Consider the following 20791-nt stretch of genomic DNA (forward strand, 5'->3'; position numbering starts at 1 on the left):
CATGTCGTCGCCGCTCGCCTTGGCCGATCTGCGCGAAGCAGCTATTGCGCTGGCAAGCATCCGGTCGCCTTCGGCGATGCGTGTGGCGGCGGGGCTTTCGGCGATCATGGCTGGTGCGGACCCCCGAGACATCTTCGTGTTCCCGGCATCCGCAGATAGGACCGCGCGGCGCGACGAACTGCTGCGAGCACTTCGCCAGCGACATTATCGACGCCTCTCCGACAATGATGCCGCGCAGCGCATCGCACGCGACTGGACGCGCTATGCCGCGACGCCCGCCTTTGAGCATGACCGTGCGCTGTCTCCAGCGGAAGCGGTGTCTCCGGGCACAATTCGGGAGTTTCTGGCTGCTATTGCGGCTGTTCCTGCAAAGGTGCCGAGCGCGAGACAGGTCCGCAGAATAGTTGGCCATGATCCTATGGAAATGGCCAACGTCATGCGCGAATCTTCCGGCAGCGAAGGAGATTTGCATGGCAACCGCACCCCACGACACGACCGAAATTGAACCTGTAGGAACACACCCCGCCCATGCCGAGGCGGAGGGGACGCTGCGCCGGCTCAAGGAAAGCCGCGACGCGATCGAGCGCGAGTTGTTCGACCTTGAGGCGGAAATCACCGCTGCCCTGATCGCTGAACGCGAGAGCGAGGATGCCGCCGCGCTGCGCCTTATCGACGGGGACGATGCACCCGACATTGGCGTTGAGGATATGCAGGCCCGCGCCACGAAGCTGCGGAACCGGCTGGGGGCGTTCAAGCGCGCCATCGCCATGCAGCGCGCCCGGCTTCGCGAGATACGCGCAGACGCCTCCAGCGCCGCCGCCTTCGCCCTGCTGCCTCGCCATCGGCTTGCAGTTGCCGGCATCGTCGCGGCCATGGAAGGGCTGCGCCGCGCGATCGACGCGGAGAGGGAGGTCCGGGCGCAGCTATCCGATGCCGGTTACGACCAGCGCTTACAGGACTTCACCCCGCCCATGGTGCTGAGCGACGCCGACCTTGGACAAGCGGCATGGCTGGCCCGCGCAAAGGGCTATGCCGGATGAGCGACTATATCCTCCACGGCTATGCCGCCCTGTTCAATGTCAGGGGAGACGCGCGCACCGGCTGCACGCTGCCCTACTATGTCCAGCCGGGCGCGTTCCGCCTGAGCGCCGCCACGACGCCGCTTATCTTCGCCCATGACCGGGGGCTGCAATATGCCAGCACTGGCCGCAAGACCCTGGCCCTATGGCAGGATGCACGCGGCCTTGCCTTCGAGGCGCGCCTACCCATGAACAATCATTCCGCCGGGCTGATCGCGGGCGTTCGCGATGGCTGTTATGACCAGTGCAGCGTCGAATTTCAGAATGAGGTTTCTCACTTCGCGACGATCGAGGGCGAGCGGGTCAAGGTTATCGAAAGCGCGCTTGTCGGGGAAATATCTGTCTGCCCGGAAGGCGCCTGTAACGCGACGGCGGTTTGGCTGGGCAACGTCCTTCATGATGACCTGCCGCACCGTATGCGCCCGCTGGCGCGTGATTGGGCAAAGGGCTGGGCAGCCGGGAACGCGCCTGCCGCCGTCAATGATCTACTTGAAAACCGCCCCGGCATTTGCGGCCCACGCGGCGGGGCCAACAACGGGAAGCGCGATCGGAGGGGCGGTCATGGTTTGAGTGCAACGGTCAATCGCGCAGCGCCGCAGCAATTTTAAAAGGAGATAAGGATATGGTCACGAAGAAGAATCCCGCGCCGGTCACGGTCAAAATCGGCGCGGAAACCTATACGATGCATCTGGGCATCGCCGCCCTGATCTATCTGGAAAAGGCCATTGGCGTTCCGGTCGCAGAGCTTAAGGACGTGCTGGACAAGCCAAAGCTGGAGCATGTGCGCGAGCTGGTCGCTGCGCTGCTGGTCGAGCATCATCCGCAATCCCGGATTGCCGACATTACCCTGGGTCTAAGTGCGGCGCTGGGCCGGGTTGCGAACGTCACGGCTGACCCTGCCGAACAGGCGCGGCTTGCCAACCGGCTTATCGATGCGATCGGCCTTGAGGCGACCATGGATATTGTCGGCAAGGCGATGGAGGCCAGCCCGCATTTCTTTGCCGATGGCACCGAGGCAGCGGCGGCGTGAAATTCACCTGCACCGGCTTTGGCGACATAGAGCGCGCGCTTGCGGACCTGAAACAGACGACCGGCAAGAGCGTGCTTCGCCGCGTCGGTCGCAAGGCGCTGGAGCCGGTGAAGAACAAGGCTTGGCAACTGGCTCCTGTCGATACCGGGGGGCTGGCGGACAGCATCACCATATCGGGGACACAAAAGGGCGGCATCCATGAGGGGAAGATCCCCGGCATCCCGAACAACCCGAAATCACAAGTGCGGCTGTTCGTCGGCCCGGATACCCGCTTTTCGCACCGGGGCGAGCTACAGGAATGGGGGACGTTCTCCAACCCGCCGCAACCGTTCATGCGGCCGGCATGGGAATCCGAGAAAATGGGCGTCCTGTCGACCATCACGAAAGAGCTTAAGGGCGAGATAGAGCGCACGGCCGCGAGAGCGGCGAAGCGCGGAAAGGGCAAGTGACATGGCAGGCGTGGGGTCTCTATTCGCCAATCTGACTTTCGAGTCGGCGAATTTCACCAAGGGCGTCGATCGGGCAACCGCCAAGCTACAGGGGATGCAAAAGACATTCTCCAGCGTGGGCGGCAAGATCAGCGGCATCGGCGCGAAAATGTCGATCGGCATCACGGCCCCCCTTGCCGGCATCACGGCCGCCTTTATCGGCAGCGCGCGCGACATCGCCGCCAGCGTCAAGGAAATCGAGCGGAGTGCCGCCCTGTCGGGCGCGACCTTTGAGGGGTTTCAGAAAATGGCGTTCGCGGCGAAGTCCGTAGGCGTCGAAAGCGACAAGCTGACCGACATTCTGAAGGACACGACCGAACGCTTCGGAGAGTTCGCCGCGACCGGGGGCGGGGAACTGAAGGACTTTTTCACCAATGTCGCGCCTAAGGTCGGGTTGACCGCCGACGCCTTCAAGAAGCTGTCCGGCCCGGAAGCGCTGCAAGCCTATTACAACGCGCTGTCGCAAGCCGGGCTGTCTCAGCAACAGATGACCTTCTACATGGAGGCGCTGGCGTCCGACGCGACCGAGTTGATCCCGCTGCTGGCGCAGAACGGCAAGCTGATGGGGGAGATGGGCGAGAAGGCGGCGATCATATCGCCCGACGACGCCAAGCGGCTGAAGGAATACAACAACGCCAATCTGGAGATGGAGCAGGCGTTCCAGAAACTCACTATCGCCGTAGTCAAGTCCGGGCTTCTGGAGAAGCTGACTAAACTGGTCGAGAAGGTCGCGGAGTGGGCCGGCAACCTGTCAAAGTCCAACCCCGAATTGGTGAAATGGTCGGTCGGCATTGCCGGGCTTGCCGCGGCGCTTGGCCCTACCCTCATTGGGCTGGGCAGCATGGTAGGCGTGGTAGGCAAGCTGTTGCCGCTCTTGCGCTTCATCCCCGGCCCTGTCGGCCTGATCGCGGCGGCAGTCGGCGCGGCCTGGCTGGTCTGGAAGAATTGGGACAAGATCGGCCCGATAATCCAGAGCCTCTATAATGGCGTCAAAAACTGGCTTGGCGACAAGATGGGCAAAATCCTCGACTGGGTCGGCGGCAAGGTTCGGGCGCTGGTCGAGCCGTTCAAATATCTATGGGATAAGGTCGTCGGCCATAGCTGGGTGCCTGATCTAGTTGACGGCATACAGGCGGAATTTGCCCGCCTCGATGCTGTCATGGTCAAGCCAGTGACCGACGCGACCAGCAAGGCGGAAGAAGCCTTTCGGGCGATGCAAGAGCGCGTCGCCGGGATCATGGATGGCCTATTCCCCGCCACCAAAGCCTACCGGGAAGAGCTGGAAAAGCTGGCCGCGCTGGAGGCCGACAAGAGCCTAAACCCGGACGTTCGCACGGCGGCGATTATCCGCCAGACGCAAAAGCTGGCGGAAGCGCGCGCAGCCATGGACGCCGAGAATTTCCCGACGCTGGATCGGCCGGATTCGACCATTCCGGGCGAGCTACAGCCCTTGCCGGGGGTGCCTATGCCGATCGACCGGCTGGAGCGCATACAGGGGCTTGCCGCGTCCCTTGGTGAGACGTTCGGGCGCATGGGGACAAAGACGGGCGACGCCTTCGCCACCATTGCCGACGCGATCGGCCGCGACATCATCCCGGCGCTGCAACAGACGCAGCAGCAGGCAATGAATACCGGCAACGCGATCATGCAGATGGGGCAAGGCATCACGTCCATCTTTCAGTCGATATTCGGGCGCAAGACGGGCGGCATCATCGGTGGCATTGTGAATCTTGGCCTGACCGCGTTCAAAGCGTTCGGCGGCTTCAGCGGCAGCGGAACGCCCGGTTTCGCCAATGGCGGGTCGATCCGTGTCGGCGGTAATCCAGGCATTGACCGCAACTTGCTGTCGATCAACGGGCTACCGGCTGCGCGCGTGAGCGCGGGCGAGATAGTGACCGTCAACCCGGCGAACGATATGGGCGCGCGCGGCGGCAATACCGTCATCATCAACGCGCAAGACGCGGTGCTGACTTCTACCGTGCGCCAGTGGGTTGCAGAGGGGATGGAGATAGCGGCGAACAAGGGGGCAAGCATGGGATCGACGGGCGCGCAGATCGCAATTCATCGGAAACAGGCAAAGGCGTTCCCGTAATCCAGACGCGACCAGACAGTGCGGGCGGCTAAGCTGATCGGCAATTTACACCACCGGCGGTGAAGGTGATGACCGCTTAAGGGTCGCCTTCTGCGGAAAATGCCTCGACGTAATCGGGACCAAGATCGTAATCGTTTCCAGCTACGCAGAGGTTCTGCGCGATATCCGCACGATGCTCGACGCCTTGGGAGATGACGCAGATTTGCGTCATGTCCATACCTTCGGATATCCCGCTCCAGACAGCCTATGCCACCTCTACCCCGCGCAGGGCATCGTTAAGCCGCGTCTGCCAGCATTGCGGAGAGCAGCATTTGCACCGCTATCTGGCTGAATTTGAATTCCGCCATAACAATCGCGTAGCGTTGGGCGGGAATGATCGTTAGCGCGCCGTCGAGGGTTTGAATGGGATCGTGAGCAAGCGCCTCACGTATCGGCGGACTGACAAACTCGCCGCCTAAGACGGCCCACATACCCCGCAAGTGCGGGGAGAAGCGAAAACGCTACTTCGATTGACTCGACTCTTTAGGCCGCTTCCCGCTAGACTTATGCGGCTTGTGGGGGGTGGTTAGCATGCGTTTCAGCGCCGCCTCTCGACGAGCCTCCGTCTCCGCTTCGGAGTAGGTTTCGGGATCGGGATTTAATATTGGACACTCCAGAAAAGTTGAGGCGCGAATATCAGGAACTCTGCCTGGCTATCGGGCACCTCTTTATCACGTTTGCACGACTGGAAGGAGCCTTGGCCGCAATTCTCAAACTGCACCTAGCGGACAAAATGGGCGACCTAGCCGATAGCGAGCGGTTGGCCCTATCGAGCGCCATTTACGGAGGTATGAGGTTTTCTCAGTCACGCGACACAATCAAGCGACTGGCGACGACCGAGCAAGTGGACAAGCGCACTTTCGATTTTGCCTCGGCAGTCTTCTCTCACATCGGCCACATCCAAGACCTACGGGATAAAATCGCCCATCAGCAATTAGTCCCTGCCTACGAGGGGTCCGGCGCAAGTTGGCAGCTAGTAGATACCATGACGACGCGCAATATCCGCGAACCCAAGGTCTATGTTTTCGAAATGGAATCCGTTGCGTACGCAGGCGATGACCTTAACACTGCCGCCCATCGCCTTGGCGGGCATCCTAATTGTGGCCACGTCCTTCAATCTCTAGAGCGCGACCTTTCGCCGATTTCATGGAAGTATAAACCATCGATGCTAAGGCTCGTGTCTCAAAGTGAGTTGCGTAAACCTCTAGAATAGCCTCCCCTGCGTCGATCATTTCGCGGGTTATTGCGCCTTCTAGGCCGGCCTATCGCTGATCGGATTCGCACATATATGATGCTCACTCAACAATATATTTGCCATTCGTTTCGGCTAAAAGCGGACCTTGATAAGTAAGTCGGAAACGCAACGAGACCTCCCGTTCTAAGTATTGTTCACTTGTCATGAATTCTTGCAACAGGCAAAATTAATCAAATTCAATTTGACCGACAACAGATCGATTCAGCCAAGTCTCTATTTCGTCCAAGTCCGCGCTGAAGGGGTATGGTTCGGCACCAACTAAGACCGAATTGCTGTCGCCTTCGACCAGCATGTAGCCGCCATAGTCGATCGCTCGAGGATCGCGAGTTCGAGATTTCTTCAAGAAAGCCCGCTGACGCTTAGCTGCTTCACGGAGACGATTTTCTCGAACCTTCAGGCTGTCGGAAAAAGGGCCTGCCATTTTCATCTACCATGCTGTTGACCGTGCTTGACACCATGCTGGAAGCCGTGCCAATAGTCAAGCGGCCCGACTAAGCGCGCCAACGCAAAGTCGGGCCTAACCGCAACCCTTGTATGAGAAGGGCACAGCTATGCACGAACTACACGGTTCGCGGCGCGACGCAATGCGCGCGCTCGCCATACTACCCATCATCATCGCAGCCCCTACCGCCGCCAGCGCGGCAACCGGGCTTGTCTGCGCCCCGTCTGCCGATGCCGCCGCATGGGACGCGGCGCTGGCCCACTATCAGGCGTTGAAGGGCGCTTTCGATCATTGGTATGAAACTGTCTGTGCGCCGGCAACCGAGGCGGCGAAGGGCCTTTGCCCGCCCTATCGGATCACCCACGTCGCTAAGAGCGGCCATGCCGCCGAATATGTCATCTGGCCCAAGGACTTCGCGGACTACGACGCCGAGCCGGTCGATATGTGGCTGTTCATCCGCCCGCAGATCGAAGAGGCTAAAGCGAAATACGCGGCATATATCGCTTCGCCGCTGCCCGACCAACTGTGCCAGATCAAAGAGAAGGCCGACCGCGACCTTGATGCAGTCACGGAAGCAGAGGACGCCTTGCTATGCCTCCCCGCTCCCGACCTTGCCGCCGTCGCATGGAAGCTGCGCCACTATCAGTGGCTCGCCGCCGACTGCGTTCTTGAACCCGGCCAGATCGCGAATGTCCTGTTCGATGTGCGCCGGCTCAATGGGGAGGACGTGGCATGACGACCGCGTTCATCGCGAAACTTCTTGCGCCGATCCCGGCCCATGAAGAGCAGGCCGACACGCCACAGTTTCGCAAGTGGCTGGTGCAGATAGACGTGGCGGTTTGGTGCCGCATGATGGAGCGGGTCGAGCGCGCGGCGGCGCTGCACAAGCTCATCGCCCTCAACCTGCGGGATGCAGGCCGACACGATCCCCGTCACACCGACTGTCTCGAAGCATATTGCGCCTATCGAGCGGCGGTAGAGGCTCAGTGCCTCATCCCCGCACCCACTGAAAAGGAAGCGCGCTGGAAACGGCGAGTGATGAAGGGGCATAAAATTCCCGCCCACGTTTCCGCTGCCATGAAAGCAGATGACGAAAGGCTAAGCGCATGACCAGCCGCCGCACCTTCATCACCGCCGCCGCGCTCGCGCCGGTCGCCATCGCAGCCCCGGCCGTTGCCGCCATCCCCGCAACCCAGCATCCCGACTGGCTGGCTCTGCTGGCCGAGGAACGCCGCCTGTCCGCCGCCTTCGACCTGATGGCGCTGGAGCAGGAACAAGCCGACGATCGCTTCTTTGCCGCATGTGAAGCAGCCGAAGCGGACTGGCAGCGCCGGTTTGATGCCCATCGCCGGCTTCCAACGATCCCTGATGTAGAAGGCGAAAGCGCCGACGAACTGGAGCGCCGCGCGCAAGCGGCAATCAGGACGTGGAATGCCGAAAATCAAGCTATGCGAGACGAGCGCGAGACCATCCGGGAGAGACTTCGCGAACAGACCGGCCTTGCCGATGTTGAGGCCCGCTATAGCGCCGCTTGCTCCGCTCACACGGCGAGCATCCGGGCTATCGTGGCCCATCCGTCTCGTGACCCCGACATCATCGCCCACAAGCTGCGGATGATCGTGAAGCGCCAGGGCGACAGCAGCGGGAGTATCGCGCCCGTCCTTGCTTCGATCAGCATGGAGGCGATTGGGGTCCTGTAGCAATTGCCATCATGGCAACACCCTGCGCCCCGTCTCGCTAGATTCGGGGCGCATGCTATTCCAAGGGTGCGTCAGAACAATCCGTTACCTTGCGCGTTACCTATTACGGCTATGCCTTGCCCAATCGAACGCTAAGTCATTGATTTTTGGTGAGCCCTGCTGGATTCGAACCAGCGACCTACTGATTAAAAGTCAGTTGCTCTACCGACTGAGCTAAGGGCCCGCAAACGGGGTGGTCGATCCCGTAGAGGGGGGCGGGGCGATGGTCAACCATTTGCGCGGGCTTTTTGCAGTCGGGCGCGCAGGTGGCGAACGGTCAGGCCCGTCACCGGGTCGCGCCAGCCCGGCATGATCGCGACAAGCGGATCGAGCACGAAGGTGCGGGCACGGAAAGCCGGGTGGGGCGCCACAAGCGTGCGGCTGCGCCAGACACCGCCCGACCAGAGGATGATGTCGATATCCATGCTACGCGCGCCCCAACGGCGATAGCGCCGGCGGCCGAGCCGCGCCTCGATCCCCTGCAGCCACGCCAGCATCGCCGGCGGGGGCAGGGCGCTCTCCACCAGCAACGCCGCATTGGCGAAGCGCCGCGCGGAAGGACCGATCGGCCGCGTCGCAAAAATAGGGGAGACGGCAATCAGCCGCGCCTTCGCGCCAATCAGCGCCGCCGCTTCCCCCAGCAGCCGCGCAGGGGTGCGGCGTGCGGACAGCGGCCGGTTCGATCCCAGCGCCAGCGCGTAGATGTGGCTTGTGTCGGTCACGCTCCCGCGCCTATCTGCCCGGCGTGACCTTGCAAAGCCCCCAAGACGTGTCGCCGCTTCCCGCCGGCGAACCGCCGCGCGACTGCCCGCTCTGCCCGCGCCTGATGGCGCTGCGAGAGCAATGCCGCGCCGAATATCCCGACTGGTGGAACGCGCCCGTCCCGGCCTTCGGCGATCCCGCCGCGCGCATCGCCATCATCGGCCTGGCGCCCGGCAAGCATGGCGCCAACCGGACCGGGCGGCCCTTGACCGGCGATCATGCCGGCGACCTGCTGTTCGCCACCCTGGCCAAATTCAGGCTGGCGGAGGGAACATATGAGGCGCGGCCCGACGACGGGCTGGCCCTGCGCGACATCATCATCGTCAATTCGGTCAAATGCCTGCCGCCGCAGAACAAGCCGGAACCGGCCGAAATCCATAATTGCCGGCCTTTTCTGGCCGCAGGGGTGGCGGCCCTGCCCAACGCGAGGGTGTTCGTGGCGCTGGGGCAGATCGCCCACCAGTCGGCGGTGAAGGTGCTGGGCGGCAAGCTGCCCAAGGCGCGCTTCGCCCATCTCGCCGAGCATCGGATGCCCGACGGCCGGATGCTGATCGATAGCTATCATTGTTCGCGCTACAACCAGAATACGGGGCGACTGACGGCGGCAATGTTCGAGGCGGTATTCGCGCGGGCGGTGGAACTGGCGCGGGGTGCGGCGGCCAGCTGAGCAACGCAAGAGTCTGTGACGGAGCGGGGAAGGGTTTCCCCACCGATCACGCCTTCAGGTCAGCCGGCGGCTCGCCCTTCACCCGCTGCCACAGCGCTTCCTTGCCCTCCAGCGGCAACCCAACGAAACTCTCTCCGGCCAGTGTCTCCATGCCTCGAAACCGCGCCTCGAACTTGGCATTGCCTTTTCGCAGCGCCGCTTCCGGGTCGATCTTCAGATGGCGTGCGAGGTTGACGACCGCGAACAGCAGGTCGCCCACTTCCTCTTCGCGCGCCGCATCGTCGGGGGCATCCTGCACCTCGGCCAGTTCTTCGGCGATCTTGTCGATCACACTGCTGAGTTCCGGCCAGTCGAACCCGGTGCGCGCCGCCCGCTTCTGGAGCTTCTCGGCGCGCAGCAGTGCGGGCAGGGCGGTCGCCACGCCGGCCATCGCGCTGGGGTCAGCTTCCTTCTCCGCGCGCTCGGCCGCCTTGATCGCCTCCCATTGCGCGTGTCCATCTTCGCGCCGCGTGCCTTCGCCAAAGACATGCGGATGCCGCCGGATCATCTTCGCGGTGATGCCGTCGATCACATCCTGCAATCCGAAATGCCCGGCTTGCTCCGCCATCCGGCTATGAAACGCCACCTGAAGCAGCAGGTCGCCCAGCTCGTCGCGCAACGCCGCCATGTCCTCACGGGCGATCGCGTCGGCGACCTCATAGGCTTCCTCGATCGTATAGCGGGCGATCGACGCGAAATCCTGCGCGATGTCCCACGGGCAGCCGGTCTCGGGATCGCGCAGCCGCGCCATGACCTCGGCAAGCGGCATGATATCGGCGGGACTGGCTTGGGGCATGATCGACCTGATGCGAGAGGGAGGAAGGACGGCGGTGTGATAGAGGGCGTGCGGCGCGCTGGCCAGTCTGGATTGGCGAAAGTCCGATAATATATATTATGTTAAATCACGCATTGTGAGAAACGCCAAACAACTGTCCAGCTCGCTGTACAAATTCCACGCCCTCATGGCCGCAGCACCATCTCGCCGCCCTCGACGCCCCAGCTTTTCAGCCGCGACAGCATGTTCATGCCGATGACGTTCATCTCGCCAAACGCCGGCGACACCACCACGGGCAGATCGCTCGCCCGGATCGGTCCGATCGCCAGCGTGCCGATGCTCGACCGCCGCGCCGCGACCTTGCCGTTGGCGGTGGTCATGACAACCCCCGGCTCGCCGACATCATAGTTGAGGCCCGCCGCCCGCGCCGTCGTCTCCGACAGCGCCGTGAAGGTTGCGCCGCTGTCGATCATGAAGCGCGCCGGCGTGCCATTGATCGTCGCTTCGACCCAATAATGGCCGTCCGCCGCCACCGGCACCCGCAGCATCTGACCTTCGGCGCGGGCGCGCGGCAGGCTCGGCGGCGCTTCGTCAGCGGCGCTATTCTCTTCCTGTTCCGCCCAACGCCCCGTCAGTAAACCCTGGCTCTGCGCCAGTTTCATAAGGCCCAGCAGCCCGGCGAAGATCGCCACCCACAGCAGCGCCATCCGCAGCACGCCGCCCCACGCCAGCCGCCGCCCGACCAGCGCCGATCCGACCAGCACCAGCGCCAGCACATACCAGATCGCCGAAGCCGCCTGATCCGGCCCGTCCATCAGCCCATCCGCTCCAGTTCTACCATAAGGCCATCATAGCCCGGTTCGACACCAGCCGGTAGCGTCCGCCGCAGCGTCGCATAATCCATGCTCTGATCCATATGCGTCAGGATAGCGCGCCCCGGCCGCACCGCCGCGATCGCGTCCAGCGTCATCCCCAGATGCGGATGAGTCGGATGCGGCTTCTCGCGCAACGCATCCACGACCCAGACGTCCAGCCCATCGTAGAGCGCCAGCATGTCCGGCGTAACCGCATGAAAATCCGTGGCATAGCCGATGGAGCGGCCATCATGGCTGAACCGGAAGCCGGTCGACCATATCTCCCCATGCGGCTGATCGACGCAGGCAATGTCGATATCCCCGATCCGCAAGCCGTCGGGCAGCACCCGCGCGTCGATCGTCGGATGATAGCCGTGCCGCCCCTCGAACGCATAGGCGAAGCGCGCCTTCAGCAGCTTCAACGTCTGCGCCCGTGCATAGCCCGGCACCGGCGTGCCGCGATGATGGTAGAGCTGCCGAACATCGTCCAGCCCATGGCTGTGATCGGCATGGTCGTGCGTCCACAGAATCGCGTCCACATGCACCACGTCCGCCGCCAGCAGCTGCGCCCGCATGTCGGGCGAGGTATCGATCAAAATACGGGTCGTCGCGCTTTCGACCAGGATCGACACCCGCGTCCGCCGGTTCCTTGGCTCGGCGGGGTCGCAGTCCCCCCAGTCATTGCCGATGCGCGGCACCCCCGAAGAGGTGCCGCTTCCCAGCATGACGAGCTTGAGGCTCATGCCGCCTTGCTGAAAAGGTTGCGGAAATTGGCCGAGGTCGCCTCGGCAAGCGTTTCGACGCTCTCACCCCTGAGGTTTGCCAGGAAAGCGGCGGTGTCCGCCACAAAGGCCGGCTCGCACGGCCTGCCCCGATGCGGCACCGGCGCCAGGAAGGGCGAGTCGGTCTCGATCAGCAGCCGCTCGATCGGCAGCCTTGCCGCCGTCTCCTGCAAGTCCTTGGCATTCTTGAAGGTCACGATCCCCGAAATGCTGATGTAGAAGCCCAGATCCATCGCCGCGTCGGCAAAGGCCCCGCTGGCGGTGAAGCAATGGATCACGCCACCATAGGCCCCCTCCTCCATCTCCTCCCGCATGATCCGCAGCGTATCCTCCTCCGCGTCGCGGGTATGGACGATCAGCGGCAGCCCGGTCTCGCGGCAGGCGGCGATGTGCGACCGAAAGCTGCGCTGCTGCCGGTCCCGGTCGCTATGGTCGTAATAATAGTCCAGCCCCGTCTCGCCGATGCCCACGACGCGCGGATGTGCCGCCCGCTCGATCAGCTTGGCGGTGTCGACATGCGGATGCTCGTCCGCCTCATGCGGGTGGATGCCGACCGTCGCCCACACGTCGGGCTCGCGCACCGCAGTCGCCAGCACCGCGTCCCATTCGCTTTCGCGCGTGGCGATGTTCAGCATCGTCCCCACGCCCCGCGCCCGCGCCCGTTCCAGCACATTGGCCTGATCCTCGATCAAGCCCTTGTAATTGAGGTGGCAATGGCTGTCGATCAGCATGGATCAGGCATCCTCCGCCGGCAGCTCCAGGCGCGGGAAGAGCGGGCTCGGCGGCGCAAGGACAAAGTCGCTTCCCGCCAGCGCCGAATACCAATGCGACCCGATGCCCTCATAATCCCGCTTGTCCGCCGGCACGCCCATATGGTCGAGCAGCGCCGTGGCGCTCGCCGGGATCACTGGCTGGATCGCGACCGCCAGTTGCGCGATGGCGATATAAAGCGTTGCCAGCACCGTCTCCATCCGCTCGGGATCGGTCTTGCGGAGTGCCCAAGGCGCCTGTGCGTCGATATATTGGTTGCAGGCGAAACAGGCGCGCAGCCACGCCTCGATCGCGATGCTCGGGGCAAGATCAGCAAAGGCCGCCGGCATGTCGGTGCGGATCGTCCGGTCGAGCAGCGCGAACAGGTCCTCGTCCGCCGCCTCATGCCCGCGGATTGCCGGCAGGCTTCCGCCCAAATTCTTTGCGATGAAGCTCAACGTCCGCTGCGCCAGATTGCCGAAGGCGTTGCCCAGGTCGCTGTTCGCCCGCTGGACGATCGCCTCGGCGCTATAGCTACCATCATTGCCAAATGTGACTTCGGACAGCAGGAAATAGCGCAGTTGATCCACCCCGAACCGCTCCGCCAGTTCCATCGGATCGGCGACATTGCCCAGCGATTTGGACATTTTCTCGCCCCGGTTCAGCAGAAAGCCATGGCCGAACACGCGGGCCGGCAAGGGCAGCTTAGCGCTCATCAGGAAGGCCGGCCAGTAAACTGCATGGAATCGCACGATATCCTTGCCGATGATATGCGTAATGTCACCGCCTTCCGCCCAGTATCGCGCCATCCGATCGGCATCGTCGGGATAGCCGCAGCCGGTCAGATAATTGGTGAGCGCGTCGACCCACACATACATGACATGCCCGTCCGATCCCGGCACCTTCACCCCCCAGTCGAAACTGGTGCGCGACACGCTGAGGTCGGACAGGCCACCCTCGACGAAGCGCATCACTTCGTTGCGGCGGCTTTCGGGCTGGATGAATTCGGGATGGTCGCGGTAATGCGCCAGCAGCCGGTCCTGATAGGCCGACAGGCGGAAGAACCAGCTCTCCTCGACCGTCCATTCGACCGGCGTCCCCTGCGGCGAGAGCTTGACGCCCCCTTCCCCCTCGACGATTTCCTTCTCGTCGTAAAAGGCTTCGTCACGCACCGAATACCAGCCCTCGTAGCGGCCGAGATACAGGTCGCCATTGGCCTCCATCGCCTGCCAGATCGCCTGGCTGGCATGATGATGCGCCGGCTCGCTCGTGCGGATGAAGCGATCATAGCTGATGTTCAGCCCGTCGTTCATCGCCTTGAAATAGGACGCCATTTCGTCCGCCAGCGCCTGCGCGGTCACGCCCCGGTCGCGCGCCGTCTGCGCCATTTTCAGACCATGCTCGTCGGTGCCGGTCTGGAAGAAGACGTCACGGCCCATCATCCGCTGAAACCGCGCGATCGCGTCGGTGGCGATCACTTCATAGGCATGGCCGATATGCGGCCGGCCATTGGGGTATGATATGGCGGTGGTGATGGTGAAAGGGCTCGACATGGCGCCTCCCTACCCGCAGTTCGCGCCGCCGCAAAGCCGCTTTTCAGGACGCGGGAGCAAGCGCCGCGACATGCCCCGCCAGCTCGAAAACCACCGCCGCGGGGTCGAGCGAGAGGATCACCGCCCCGCCCGCCAGTTGCCGCGCCTGCTCCCAATGGTCGAGCGCCGTGCCCAGCGCCGGCCCGCTCCGTCCCCGCGCCGCCTGCGCGATGAAGGCCGGCGCGCGCTCCAGAAACGCCTCATATCGGGGCTTGGAGGCCTTGAGTGCCAGCGCCTTCGCCAGCGCCAGCCGACGCCGGTTGCCGGGGTCGCCCTCGCTCGCCAGCGCGCCCAGCGTCTCCTCGATCTCCGCAAGGTTCAGGCCCGCATAGCGCAGCGCCTGCCCCGGCGAGCCCCGCCCCGCCCGCACCAGCGCATCAACCTCACGGGCGTTCAGCGTCTCGTCCACCCGCTTCAGCACCACCCGCATCGCGCCCTCGTCCAGCGCGTCGAAGCGCAGCGTGCGGCATCGCGATCGGATCGTCGGCAACAGCCGACCCGGCGCATGGCTCACCAGCAGGAAGAGCATGTCGGCGGGCGGCTCCTCCAGCGTCTTGAGCAGCGCGTTGGCCGCGCCCCGTTCCAGGTCGTCGGCGCTGTCGATCACCACGATCCGGCGCGGCGATAGCGACGGCGCCGACTGGATCAGCCGCCCCAGGCCGCGCACCTGGTCGACCGTGATGTTGCGAGCGACCCCGCCGCCTTCCCTCTCAAGCGGCGACAACTCGGCATAGTCGGGATGCGCGCCCGCCTCGATCAGCTTGCGGACGGGGTGGTCCTCCGGCGCGCCAAGCCCCTCGCCCCCGACCGCCGGACCGGCCGCATCCGCCAGTAGCCGTAGCGCCAGCGCGCGGGCGAAGCTGCCCTTGCCCACGCCCTGCGGCCCGGCCAGGATCCAGCCATGATGCATCCGCCCGCCTCGCGCCGCTCCAATCATCAGCCGCGCCTGCGCGTCATGGCCCAATATCGTCGTCATGGCAGCAGGTCGTCCAGCGCCGCCAGCAGCCGCTCCGTCACTGCTTCGGCTGTGCCGGACGCATCGATTCGGCGAAACCGCGCCGGCTCGGCCGCGGCAAAGCCGTCGAACGCCGCCGCCACCGCCCGATGAAAGACGCTGCTTCGTCCCCCGATCCTGTCGGGCGCATCGCCGTCCCGCGCCTTTGCCCGCTCCGTCGCCACGGTCTCGGGTAACGCCAGCAGCAACGTCCGATCGGGCAGGAACCCTCCGCTCCCGATCCGGTGCAGCGCCACGATGTCCGAATCGGCAAGCTCCCCCTGCCCCTGATAGGCCCGGCTCGAATCGAGGAAGCGGTCGGAGATCACCCACGCCCCGCGCGCCAGCGCCGGCCGGATCGTCTTTTCGACATGATCCGCCCGCGCCGCCGCGAACAACAGAGCCTCGGCGCGCGCGCTCCATCGGTCCGCGCCGCCGGTCAGCAGCAGCGACCGGATCGCCTCCGCACCCTCGCTTCCGCCCGGCTCGCGTGTCTCCACGACCTTCAGTCCGCGCGCCCGCAGCGCGGCGGCCAGCGCCCGCAACTGGGTCGATTTGCCCGCGCCCTCCCCGCCTTCCAGCGTGATGAAGCGGCCTGGCGTCACCCGAACAGCGACTTCATGCCGTTCCACAGCCGGCCGAACAGGCCGGCCTCGGTGACTTCCTCACCCGCGACGAGCGGCATGATCTGAGGTGGCGTATCGGGGGTCTGGACGATCAACTGGGCAATCTGCTGACCCTTGGCGATCGGCGCCTTGATCGGGCCGGTATAGACGACCTTCACCTGCACATTCGTGGAGGCAGTGCGCGGCAGCGTGACCGCCAGATTCTGCGGCGCGACCAGCGGAACGCTCGTCGCGCTGCCCAACTGCACCTCGGCGGTCTCGACCGTCTGCCCCTTCTTGAACAGGGGCTGCGCCTTCCACGCCTTGAAGCCCCAGTCCATGAAGCGCACGCTCTCGGCGATCCGCCCGTTGAAGCTGGTCAGCCCAGCGACCACCATCACCAGCCGCCGGCCATCCTGCTCCGCCGACCCGGTAAAGCCATAGCCGGCTTCCTCGGTGTGCCCGGTCTTCAGGCCATCCGCGCCCGCGATCTTGCCGAGAATGGGGTTACGATTGGCCTGCTGAATATCAGCCCCGCCCATCGTCTTGCCCCAGGTGAAGGAGGTCGTCGCATAGAATCTCTTATAGAGGTCCGGCGTCTCCTCGACCGTCGCCTGCGCCAGCTTCGCCAGATCCTCCGCCGTCACATAGGTCACGCCTTCGTCAGGCCAGCCGTTGCTGGTGCCGAAATGGCTGTTCTTGAGGCCGAGCCGCTTGGCCTCCTCGTTCATCAGAGCGACGAACGCCTGCTCGGTCCCCGCAATCCCCTCTGCCAGCACAACGCACGCGTCGTTGCCTGAAAGCGTGACGATGCCGTGCAGCAGATTCTCGACCGACACCTGCTCGCCGGCCGACAGGAACATGGTCGATCCCGCCTGCGGCCCGTGCCATTGCTTCCACGTCTCCGGCCGCACCGTGAACATCTTGTCGAGCTTGAGCTCACCCTTTTGGATCAGGCGGAAGGCGACATGCGCCGTCATCATCTTGGCCATCGACGCCGGCGGAATCCGCGTCTCCCCGCCCTTGTCATAGAGCACCGCGCCTGACGACAGATCCTTCATGTAGGCGATCGGCGCTTCGCTGGTGTAGGGCGGCGCGGCGGCAATCAGCGGCTGGGCCAGCATCGCGCCGGCCAGGATCAGGGCTAGGGACTTCTTCATCGGTAAAACGACCTTCGGGTGGAGGGAATCGGCTATGTTCGGCGACGCCTAGCGCGCGTCATTAGCCATGATGCGCGCGTTCTCAAACCCCTTGGCTGCCGCTGCGCGCACGCCCGCCTGTGCCGCCTGCTGCGAAGGATAGGGGCCGAGCCGCACGCGCCACACGCCGCCGCCCTCGACGACGGTAGCGCCTAGGGCCCGCGCCGCCGCCGCCGCCCGCGCCTGGGAGGAGAAAGCAGCGACCTGCACGACATGGCTGCCACCGTTGCGGACTGGTGCGGGTCGGGGGGCAGGCGGCGCCAGCGGCGGGCGGGGAGCCGGTGCAGTTGGCGCGCCCTCACCCTCGACGATGAAATCGACGCCGGCCCGGCTGGGTGCGGGAGCCCGCGCCGGCGTCGGGGCGGGGCGTTGCGATGCTGCCGCCTGAGGCCTGCGCGCCATGATTTTGGCGGACGCCGCCACCGCCGGCGTACCGCCCAGCTTCGACCGCAGCACCTTCAGCAGCGGCGCGGGTGTCTCCAGCCGCTCGGCCGCCCTGCCCTGCGCCCGCAGCACAGCGCGCTCCTGCTCGGGCGGGTTGACCCACCGCACCCGCACCGGGATCGGCCCGCCCGGCGCAACGCCCAACTGCTCGATCGCGCCGGGCGACAGACCGATCAGCACATCGTTCCGCATCGGTCCACGATCGTTGACCCGCGCCAATATCGTCCGTCCGCTGTCCAGCGCCGTAACCTCGACATAGCTCGGCAGCGGCAGCGTCTTGTGCGCGGCCGCGACGGCGGATGGCACGTACGCCTCGCCACTGGCCGTCGCCCCGCTTTGGCTGCCCTCGACCAGCGGCGCGGCATAGCCGACCTCGTCATAATAGGCCGGGTCGGCGGGCGTGTAGGTGGTGCCGCCCACCTGGTAGGACGCGCCCAGTTCCACCGGTGTATCGGCGACCATCCGACCGCCCGGCTGCGCCACCCCCGCCCCCGTTCCGCCCGCCAGCGCCAGCATCATGACGGCGATCGCCGCGCCTTTATTGTTTGACCGCATCCGCCAGCAACCCCACCGACAAGGCATAGAAATTGGAACAGTTATAATCGAGTATCGCGCGATAATTGCTGGTCAGCAGATAAGCTGTCTTGCCGGGCCCGTCCGGCTCCAGCAACGTCGCCATGACGCCATCGGCGGGCCAGGCCGCGCCAGCAGGGACCAGCCCCAGCCTGCGCCATTCGGCCATCGACAGCCAGCGGCTATGCCGGTTGAACACGCGCGGGCAGCGCGCCGGCTCGATCTTGGCCGCGACCGCCGCCCGGTCCAGGCCCGCCGGTACGCTGACCGCCACGCCCCAGGGCTGGCCCCGCCGCCATCCCGATTGCACGAAATAATTGGCGATCGACGCCAGCGCATCCGCCTCGCTGGTCCAGATGTCGGCGCGCCCGTCACCATCGCCATCCTTGGCGAGGCGCAGATAGACGCTCGGCAGAAACTGCGGATAGCCGGTTGCCCCCGCCCAGCTGCCCACCAGCCGGCTGCGCGGTACGCCATTGTCCAGCATCTTGAGCGTCGCCAGCAATTCGGGCTCGAACAGCGCTCGCCGCCGCCCCTCCCACGACAAAGTCGCCAGCGACCGGATCAGGTCGAAATCGCCGGTATAGGAACCATAGTTGGTCTCATGGCCGTAGATCGCGACCATGATCTCCTCGGGCACGCCCGTTTCCGCCTCGATCCGCGCCAGCCGCGCCCGGTTCGCCTGATAGACGCTCCGCCCCCGCCCGATCCGCGCCGCGTCGACATGTTGCCGACGATAGGGCTCGAAATTGGGGATCGGCGAATAGGCGCCGCCGCCTGGCTGGCTCTGGTCCAACTGGATCACGCGCGGATTGGGCGTCAGCGTGGGGAACACGCCGTCGAGCGTCGCGTCGCGGATTCCCATCGCCCGCGCCTTGGGCCGCAACCCCTCCAGATAGGCGCGAAACCCCGCCTCATCCTGCGCCGCGGCGGGCTGGACAACGGCGGACGATCCGACGGCACCGACCAGCATCAGCGCAAGCGGCGCCATCACAGAACGCAGAGAATCCCTCATCCCCCTGTTGTTGCACAGGCCGGGCGGCAGGTGAATCCCCATAATGGACCCCAAAGGCGACGAACCGCCCGCCGCAGGATTTTCCTTGGCAAGTCCGCCCGGCACGCTAAGGACACGAACTACAAGGACAGGTGGCCGAGTGGTTTAAGGCAGCGGTCTTGAAAACCGCCGTGGGTTTACGCTCACCGTGGGTTCGAATCCCACCCTGTCCGCCGCCCTCCTTGGCCGCTGGTCTTCCCGATGAAGGAACGTCGATCGAATATCGGGGGTTAAGCTCCCGGATAGCGCAAGGAGGATGTCGCATGTGTAGGGGCTGGCTTTTGGCGGGTTGTCTGCCGGTTATCGGCAATGTCGCGGCATGCTCCGCGTCAGAGCCGCGCAACGCGGCCGCGCCCGACGGTTCGGCGCAGGCACGCACCATCAGCTACGCGCAAGCCCGCACATCGGGCAGGCAGACCAGCGGCCGTTCAGCCGAACCGGCCGGCTCCGCCATTCTGGACTTCATGACCATGGACGTCTGCGTCGACGGCAGCGGCGCCATCATCCCCGGCATGATCCCCGGCGACGCGCGCTGCACCCGCCGCCGCGACATCCGCGCCGGAGAAGCGCCGCCCTACACGCTCCACAATTTCGGCTATCCGGGCAGCCGCTGTGGCGAGGCCGGGACCATCGACAAGACCAACATGCCCGTCACGCGCGGCGGGGTCACCCGGATCGTCAGCAGCACGATCAGGCGTCCCGAATGCACGACCCGTTCCCCGCGCGAGGAACTGGCCGATAATCCCACGTCGCAGGACGGCGCCTCGATCCAGTGGGCCGACGATCGCTATGGCTTCATCATGGGCAGCTATAGTCCGGTATCGTTGTCCGCCTTCCAATCGAGCCTGTGCCGCGCGAACCCATCATCCTCCCGCCGCTTTTTCCGCAGTTGGGTGATCGCGCCCAGCCAGGTTCCCTCCAAAGGCGAGAGCGGCGTCGGCGTGTTCGACGGAGCGATGGCGAAGGGGGCGGCGAATGTGAAAATGGGAAGCTGCCCCACCCGCTTCCGCCAGGCGCTCACCAGCTGGACCGCTCAGCCCTTCACCTTCAAGTCCGATCGGACGATGCTCGCCATCATCTCCAGCCACTTTGCCCAGACCGCGCCGGACGGTCTTTCGCCCGGCAATGCGATGCAGATGGAGCGGACCTACTGGACGCGGGAATTCGGTATCTCGCGCTGGGAGAAGTGGACCCGCGAGGATTTCGCGCGCAAGGATGGCAAGAGTGTCGCCGACCTCGGAAACCAGCTCGCCTCGCGCGGCCGGTGCAGCGCGCCGCGATTGCCATCGATCACCTATTCGCCGGCCCTGCGGGAGAGCGCCGCGCAGACCGACGACGCCTATGTCCGGGAACTCTCCAATCCACGCACTGGCGACCGCCACCGCTGGGTCATGACCTTGTGCGAGGATTATACCAACGCCCGCACATCCGGCGCCGCCAATCGCCAGGTTCCCACGTCCGCGCTGGCGAGCGATCTCTATTGGAAGCCGTGATTGGGTGATCGCCTCCGTCCGAGCCATGAAAGGAAGCGCCAGCA

The 20791-nt window shown here is 64.7% G+C and carries 24 protein-coding genes, 2 tRNA genes and 1 pseudogene; 14 read left to right on the top strand and 13 right to left on the bottom strand.

Annotated elements, in window-relative coordinates; translation table 11 throughout:
- The first annotated feature begins 1 nt into the window (after position 1).
- From ACETPF_RS17240 to ACETPF_RS17275, 8 genes and pseudogenes are all read left to right on the top strand, one after another.
- Entirely contained in the window at positions 2–505 is a 504-nt protein-coding gene (locus ACETPF_RS17240) for a hypothetical protein (protein WP_373935800.1), read from the top strand.
- Positions 471–1040: a hypothetical protein gene (locus ACETPF_RS17245; RefSeq protein ID WP_373935801.1), complete on the top strand. Its 570-nt coding sequence runs from the start codon at positions 471–473 to the stop codon at positions 1038–1040. The genes ACETPF_RS17240 and ACETPF_RS17245 overlap by 35 nt, the downstream gene beginning before the upstream one ends.
- Positions 1037–1687 (top strand): HK97 family phage prohead protease, encoded by a 651-nt coding sequence (locus tag ACETPF_RS17250; protein WP_373935802.1) that lies wholly within the window; start codon positions 1037–1039, stop codon positions 1685–1687. Before ACETPF_RS17245 ends, ACETPF_RS17250 begins: the two co-directional genes overlap by 4 nt.
- A 14-nt stretch (positions 1688–1701) precedes the next feature.
- Positions 1702–2109 carry a hypothetical protein gene (locus tag ACETPF_RS17255; RefSeq protein ID WP_373935803.1) on the top strand — a complete coding sequence of 136 codons (408 nt, stop codon included), beginning with the start codon at positions 1702–1704 and terminating at the stop codon, positions 2107–2109.
- Complete coding sequence (locus ACETPF_RS17260) at positions 2106–2558, top strand: HK97-gp10 family putative phage morphogenesis protein (protein WP_373935804.1); 453 nt, start codon at positions 2106–2108, stop codon at positions 2556–2558. The genes ACETPF_RS17255 and ACETPF_RS17260 overlap by 4 nt, the downstream gene beginning before the upstream one ends.
- Before the next feature lies 1 nt (position 2559).
- Entirely contained in the window at positions 2560–4689 is a 2130-nt protein-coding gene (locus tag ACETPF_RS17265) for a phage tail tape measure protein (protein ID WP_373935806.1), read from the top strand.
- Positions 4690–4973: 284 nt separating this feature from the next.
- A pseudogene (locus tag ACETPF_RS17270) lies at positions 4974–5147 on the top strand (IS1595 family transposase); the annotation flags it as partial.
- A 185-nt stretch (positions 5148–5332) separates the two neighbouring features.
- Positions 5333–5941 carry a hypothetical protein gene (locus ACETPF_RS17275; RefSeq protein WP_373935807.1) on the top strand — a complete coding sequence of 203 codons (609 nt, stop codon included), beginning with the start codon at positions 5333–5335 and terminating at the stop codon, positions 5939–5941.
- A gap of 208 nt (positions 5942–6149) precedes the next feature.
- Here ACETPF_RS17275 and ACETPF_RS17280 read toward each other — a convergent pair whose 3' ends face one another.
- Positions 6150–6410 (bottom strand): hypothetical protein, encoded by a 261-nt coding sequence (locus ACETPF_RS17280; protein WP_373935808.1) that lies wholly within the window; start codon positions 6408–6410, stop codon positions 6150–6152.
- Between the two features lie 124 nt (positions 6411–6534).
- On the opposite strand from ACETPF_RS17280, the gene ACETPF_RS17285 reads away from it, so the two are divergent.
- From ACETPF_RS17285 to ACETPF_RS17295, 3 genes are read left to right on the top strand one after another with little or no spacing between them, the layout of a single operon-like run.
- Positions 6535–7161: a hypothetical protein gene (locus tag ACETPF_RS17285; protein WP_373935809.1), complete on the top strand. Its 627-nt coding sequence runs from the start codon at positions 6535–6537 to the stop codon at positions 7159–7161.
- Positions 7158–7535 (top strand): hypothetical protein, encoded by a 378-nt coding sequence (locus ACETPF_RS17290; protein ID WP_373935810.1) that lies wholly within the window; start codon positions 7158–7160, stop codon positions 7533–7535. The genes ACETPF_RS17285 and ACETPF_RS17290 overlap by 4 nt, the downstream gene beginning before the upstream one ends.
- Complete coding sequence (locus ACETPF_RS17295; RefSeq protein WP_373935811.1) at positions 7532–8125, top strand: hypothetical protein; 594 nt, start codon at positions 7532–7534, stop codon at positions 8123–8125. The genes ACETPF_RS17290 and ACETPF_RS17295 overlap by 4 nt, the downstream gene beginning before the upstream one ends.
- 147 nt (positions 8126–8272) lie before the next feature.
- Here ACETPF_RS17295 and ACETPF_RS17300 read toward each other — a convergent pair.
- A tRNA-Lys gene (locus tag ACETPF_RS17300) sits at positions 8273–8348 on the bottom strand.
- 43 nt (positions 8349–8391) lie between these two features.
- Positions 8392–8886 (bottom strand): 2-amino-4-hydroxy-6-hydroxymethyldihydropteridine diphosphokinase, encoded by a 495-nt coding sequence (folK, locus tag ACETPF_RS17305; RefSeq protein ID WP_373935812.1) that lies wholly within the window; start codon positions 8884–8886, stop codon positions 8392–8394.
- A 104-nt stretch (positions 8887–8990) separates the two neighbouring features.
- Between folK and ACETPF_RS17310 the strand changes: the two genes are divergently transcribed.
- Positions 8991–9593, top strand: a complete 603-nt coding sequence (locus ACETPF_RS17310) for a uracil-DNA glycosylase (protein WP_373935918.1) — start codon at positions 8991–8993, stop codon at positions 9591–9593.
- Between the two features lie 46 nt (positions 9594–9639).
- On the opposite strand, the gene mazG is transcribed toward ACETPF_RS17310, so the two are convergent.
- The 10 genes from mazG to ACETPF_RS17360 form a co-directional block, all read right to left on the bottom strand.
- Complete coding sequence (gene mazG, locus ACETPF_RS17315) at positions 9640–10428, bottom strand: nucleoside triphosphate pyrophosphohydrolase (RefSeq protein ID WP_373935813.1); 789 nt, start codon at positions 10426–10428, stop codon at positions 9640–9642.
- A gap of 164 nt (positions 10429–10592) precedes the next feature.
- Entirely contained in the window at positions 10593–11222 is a 630-nt protein-coding gene (locus tag ACETPF_RS17320; RefSeq protein ID WP_373935814.1) for a retropepsin-like aspartic protease family protein, read from the bottom strand.
- Entirely contained in the window at positions 11222–12004 is a 783-nt protein-coding gene (locus ACETPF_RS17325) for an MBL fold metallo-hydrolase (RefSeq protein ID WP_373935815.1), read from the bottom strand. The genes ACETPF_RS17320 and ACETPF_RS17325 overlap by 1 nt, the downstream gene beginning before the upstream one ends.
- Positions 12001–12774, bottom strand: a complete 774-nt coding sequence (locus tag ACETPF_RS17330) for a TatD family hydrolase (protein ID WP_373935816.1) — start codon at positions 12772–12774, stop codon at positions 12001–12003. Before ACETPF_RS17330 ends, ACETPF_RS17325 begins: the two co-directional genes overlap by 4 nt.
- 3 nt (positions 12775–12777) lie before the next feature.
- Positions 12778–14346, bottom strand: a complete 1569-nt coding sequence (gene metG, locus ACETPF_RS17335; RefSeq protein ID WP_373935818.1) for a methionine--tRNA ligase — start codon at positions 14344–14346, stop codon at positions 12778–12780.
- Between the two features lie 43 nt (positions 14347–14389).
- On the bottom strand, positions 14390–15361 hold the full coding sequence (locus ACETPF_RS17340; protein ID WP_373935819.1) for a DNA polymerase III delta subunit-related protein: 972 nt from the start codon (positions 15359–15361) through the stop codon (positions 14390–14392).
- Entirely contained in the window at positions 15358–15984 is a 627-nt protein-coding gene (gene tmk / locus ACETPF_RS17345; protein ID WP_373935821.1) for a dTMP kinase, read from the bottom strand. The genes ACETPF_RS17340 and tmk overlap by 4 nt, the downstream gene beginning before the upstream one ends.
- On the bottom strand, positions 15981–17144 hold the full coding sequence (locus tag ACETPF_RS17350) for a D-alanyl-D-alanine carboxypeptidase family protein (RefSeq protein WP_373935822.1): 1164 nt from the start codon (positions 17142–17144) through the stop codon (positions 15981–15983). The genes tmk and ACETPF_RS17350 overlap by 4 nt, the downstream gene beginning before the upstream one ends.
- A gap of 48 nt (positions 17145–17192) precedes the next feature.
- The gene (locus ACETPF_RS17355; protein ID WP_373935823.1) at positions 17193–18182 is read right to left on the bottom strand and encodes a septal ring lytic transglycosylase RlpA family protein; all 990 of its coding nucleotides are present in this window, start codon (positions 18180–18182) and stop codon (positions 17193–17195) included.
- On the bottom strand, positions 18166–19173 hold the full coding sequence (locus tag ACETPF_RS17360; RefSeq protein WP_373935919.1) for a lytic murein transglycosylase: 1008 nt from the start codon (positions 19171–19173) through the stop codon (positions 18166–18168). The genes ACETPF_RS17355 and ACETPF_RS17360 overlap by 17 nt, the downstream gene beginning before the upstream one ends.
- A 167-nt stretch (positions 19174–19340) precedes the next feature.
- Between ACETPF_RS17360 and ACETPF_RS17365 the strand changes: the two genes are divergently transcribed.
- A tRNA-Ser gene (locus ACETPF_RS17365) sits at positions 19341–19427 on the top strand.
- A gap of 90 nt (positions 19428–19517) precedes the next feature.
- Entirely contained in the window at positions 19518–20747 is a 1230-nt protein-coding gene (locus ACETPF_RS17370) for a hypothetical protein (protein WP_373935825.1), read from the top strand.
- Positions 20748–20791: the final 44 nt, after the last annotated feature.

It is taken from the genome of Sphingobium agrisoli (assembly GCF_041877245.1).
Taxonomy (GTDB): domain Bacteria; phylum Pseudomonadota; class Alphaproteobacteria; order Sphingomonadales; family Sphingomonadaceae; genus Sphingobium.

Excerpts from the sequence above, each read along its gene's own strand:
- ACETPF_RS17240 (WP_373935800.1), top strand. The coding sequence starts at position 2 with ATGTCGTCGCCGCTCGCCTTGGCCGATCTGCGCGAAGCAGCTATTGCG.
- ACETPF_RS17245 (WP_373935801.1), top strand. The coding sequence starts at position 471 with ATGGCAACCGCACCCCACGACACGACCGAAATTGAACCTGTAGGAACA.
- ACETPF_RS17250 (WP_373935802.1), top strand. The coding sequence starts at position 1,037 with ATGAGCGACTATATCCTCCACGGCTATGCCGCCCTGTTCAATGTCAGG.
- ACETPF_RS17255 (WP_373935803.1), top strand. The coding sequence starts at position 1,702 with ATGGTCACGAAGAAGAATCCCGCGCCGGTCACGGTCAAAATCGGCGCG.
- ACETPF_RS17265 (WP_373935806.1), top strand. The coding sequence starts at position 2,560 with ATGGCAGGCGTGGGGTCTCTATTCGCCAATCTGACTTTCGAGTCGGCG.
- ACETPF_RS17280 (WP_373935808.1), bottom strand. The coding sequence starts at position 6,410 with ATGAAAATGGCAGGCCCTTTTTCCGACAGCCTGAAGGTTCGAGAAAAT.
- ACETPF_RS17285 (WP_373935809.1), top strand. The coding sequence starts at position 6,535 with ATGCACGAACTACACGGTTCGCGGCGCGACGCAATGCGCGCGCTCGCC.
- ACETPF_RS17290 (WP_373935810.1), top strand. The coding sequence starts at position 7,158 with ATGACGACCGCGTTCATCGCGAAACTTCTTGCGCCGATCCCGGCCCAT.
- ACETPF_RS17295 (WP_373935811.1), top strand. The coding sequence starts at position 7,532 with ATGACCAGCCGCCGCACCTTCATCACCGCCGCCGCGCTCGCGCCGGTC.
- ACETPF_RS17310 (WP_373935918.1), top strand. The coding sequence starts at position 8,991 with ATGGCGCTGCGAGAGCAATGCCGCGCCGAATATCCCGACTGGTGGAAC.
- mazG (WP_373935813.1), bottom strand. The coding sequence starts at position 10,428 with ATGCCCCAAGCCAGTCCCGCCGATATCATGCCGCTTGCCGAGGTCATG.
- ACETPF_RS17320 (WP_373935814.1), bottom strand. The coding sequence starts at position 11,222 with ATGGACGGGCCGGATCAGGCGGCTTCGGCGATCTGGTATGTGCTGGCG.
- ACETPF_RS17325 (WP_373935815.1), bottom strand. The coding sequence starts at position 12,004 with ATGAGCCTCAAGCTCGTCATGCTGGGAAGCGGCACCTCTTCGGGGGTG.
- ACETPF_RS17330 (WP_373935816.1), bottom strand. The coding sequence starts at position 12,774 with ATGCTGATCGACAGCCATTGCCACCTCAATTACAAGGGCTTGATCGAG.
- metG (WP_373935818.1), bottom strand. The coding sequence starts at position 14,346 with ATGTCGAGCCCTTTCACCATCACCACCGCCATATCATACCCCAATGGC.
- ACETPF_RS17340 (WP_373935819.1), bottom strand. The coding sequence starts at position 15,361 with ATGACGACGATATTGGGCCATGACGCGCAGGCGCGGCTGATGATTGGA.
- ACETPF_RS17350 (WP_373935822.1), bottom strand. The coding sequence starts at position 17,144 with ATGAAGAAGTCCCTAGCCCTGATCCTGGCCGGCGCGATGCTGGCCCAG.
- ACETPF_RS17355 (WP_373935823.1), bottom strand. The coding sequence starts at position 18,182 with ATGCGGTCAAACAATAAAGGCGCGGCGATCGCCGTCATGATGCTGGCG.
- ACETPF_RS17360 (WP_373935919.1), bottom strand. The coding sequence starts at position 19,173 with ATGCTGGTCGGTGCCGTCGGATCGTCCGCCGTTGTCCAGCCCGCCGCG.
- ACETPF_RS17370 (WP_373935825.1), top strand. The coding sequence starts at position 19,518 with ATGTGTAGGGGCTGGCTTTTGGCGGGTTGTCTGCCGGTTATCGGCAAT.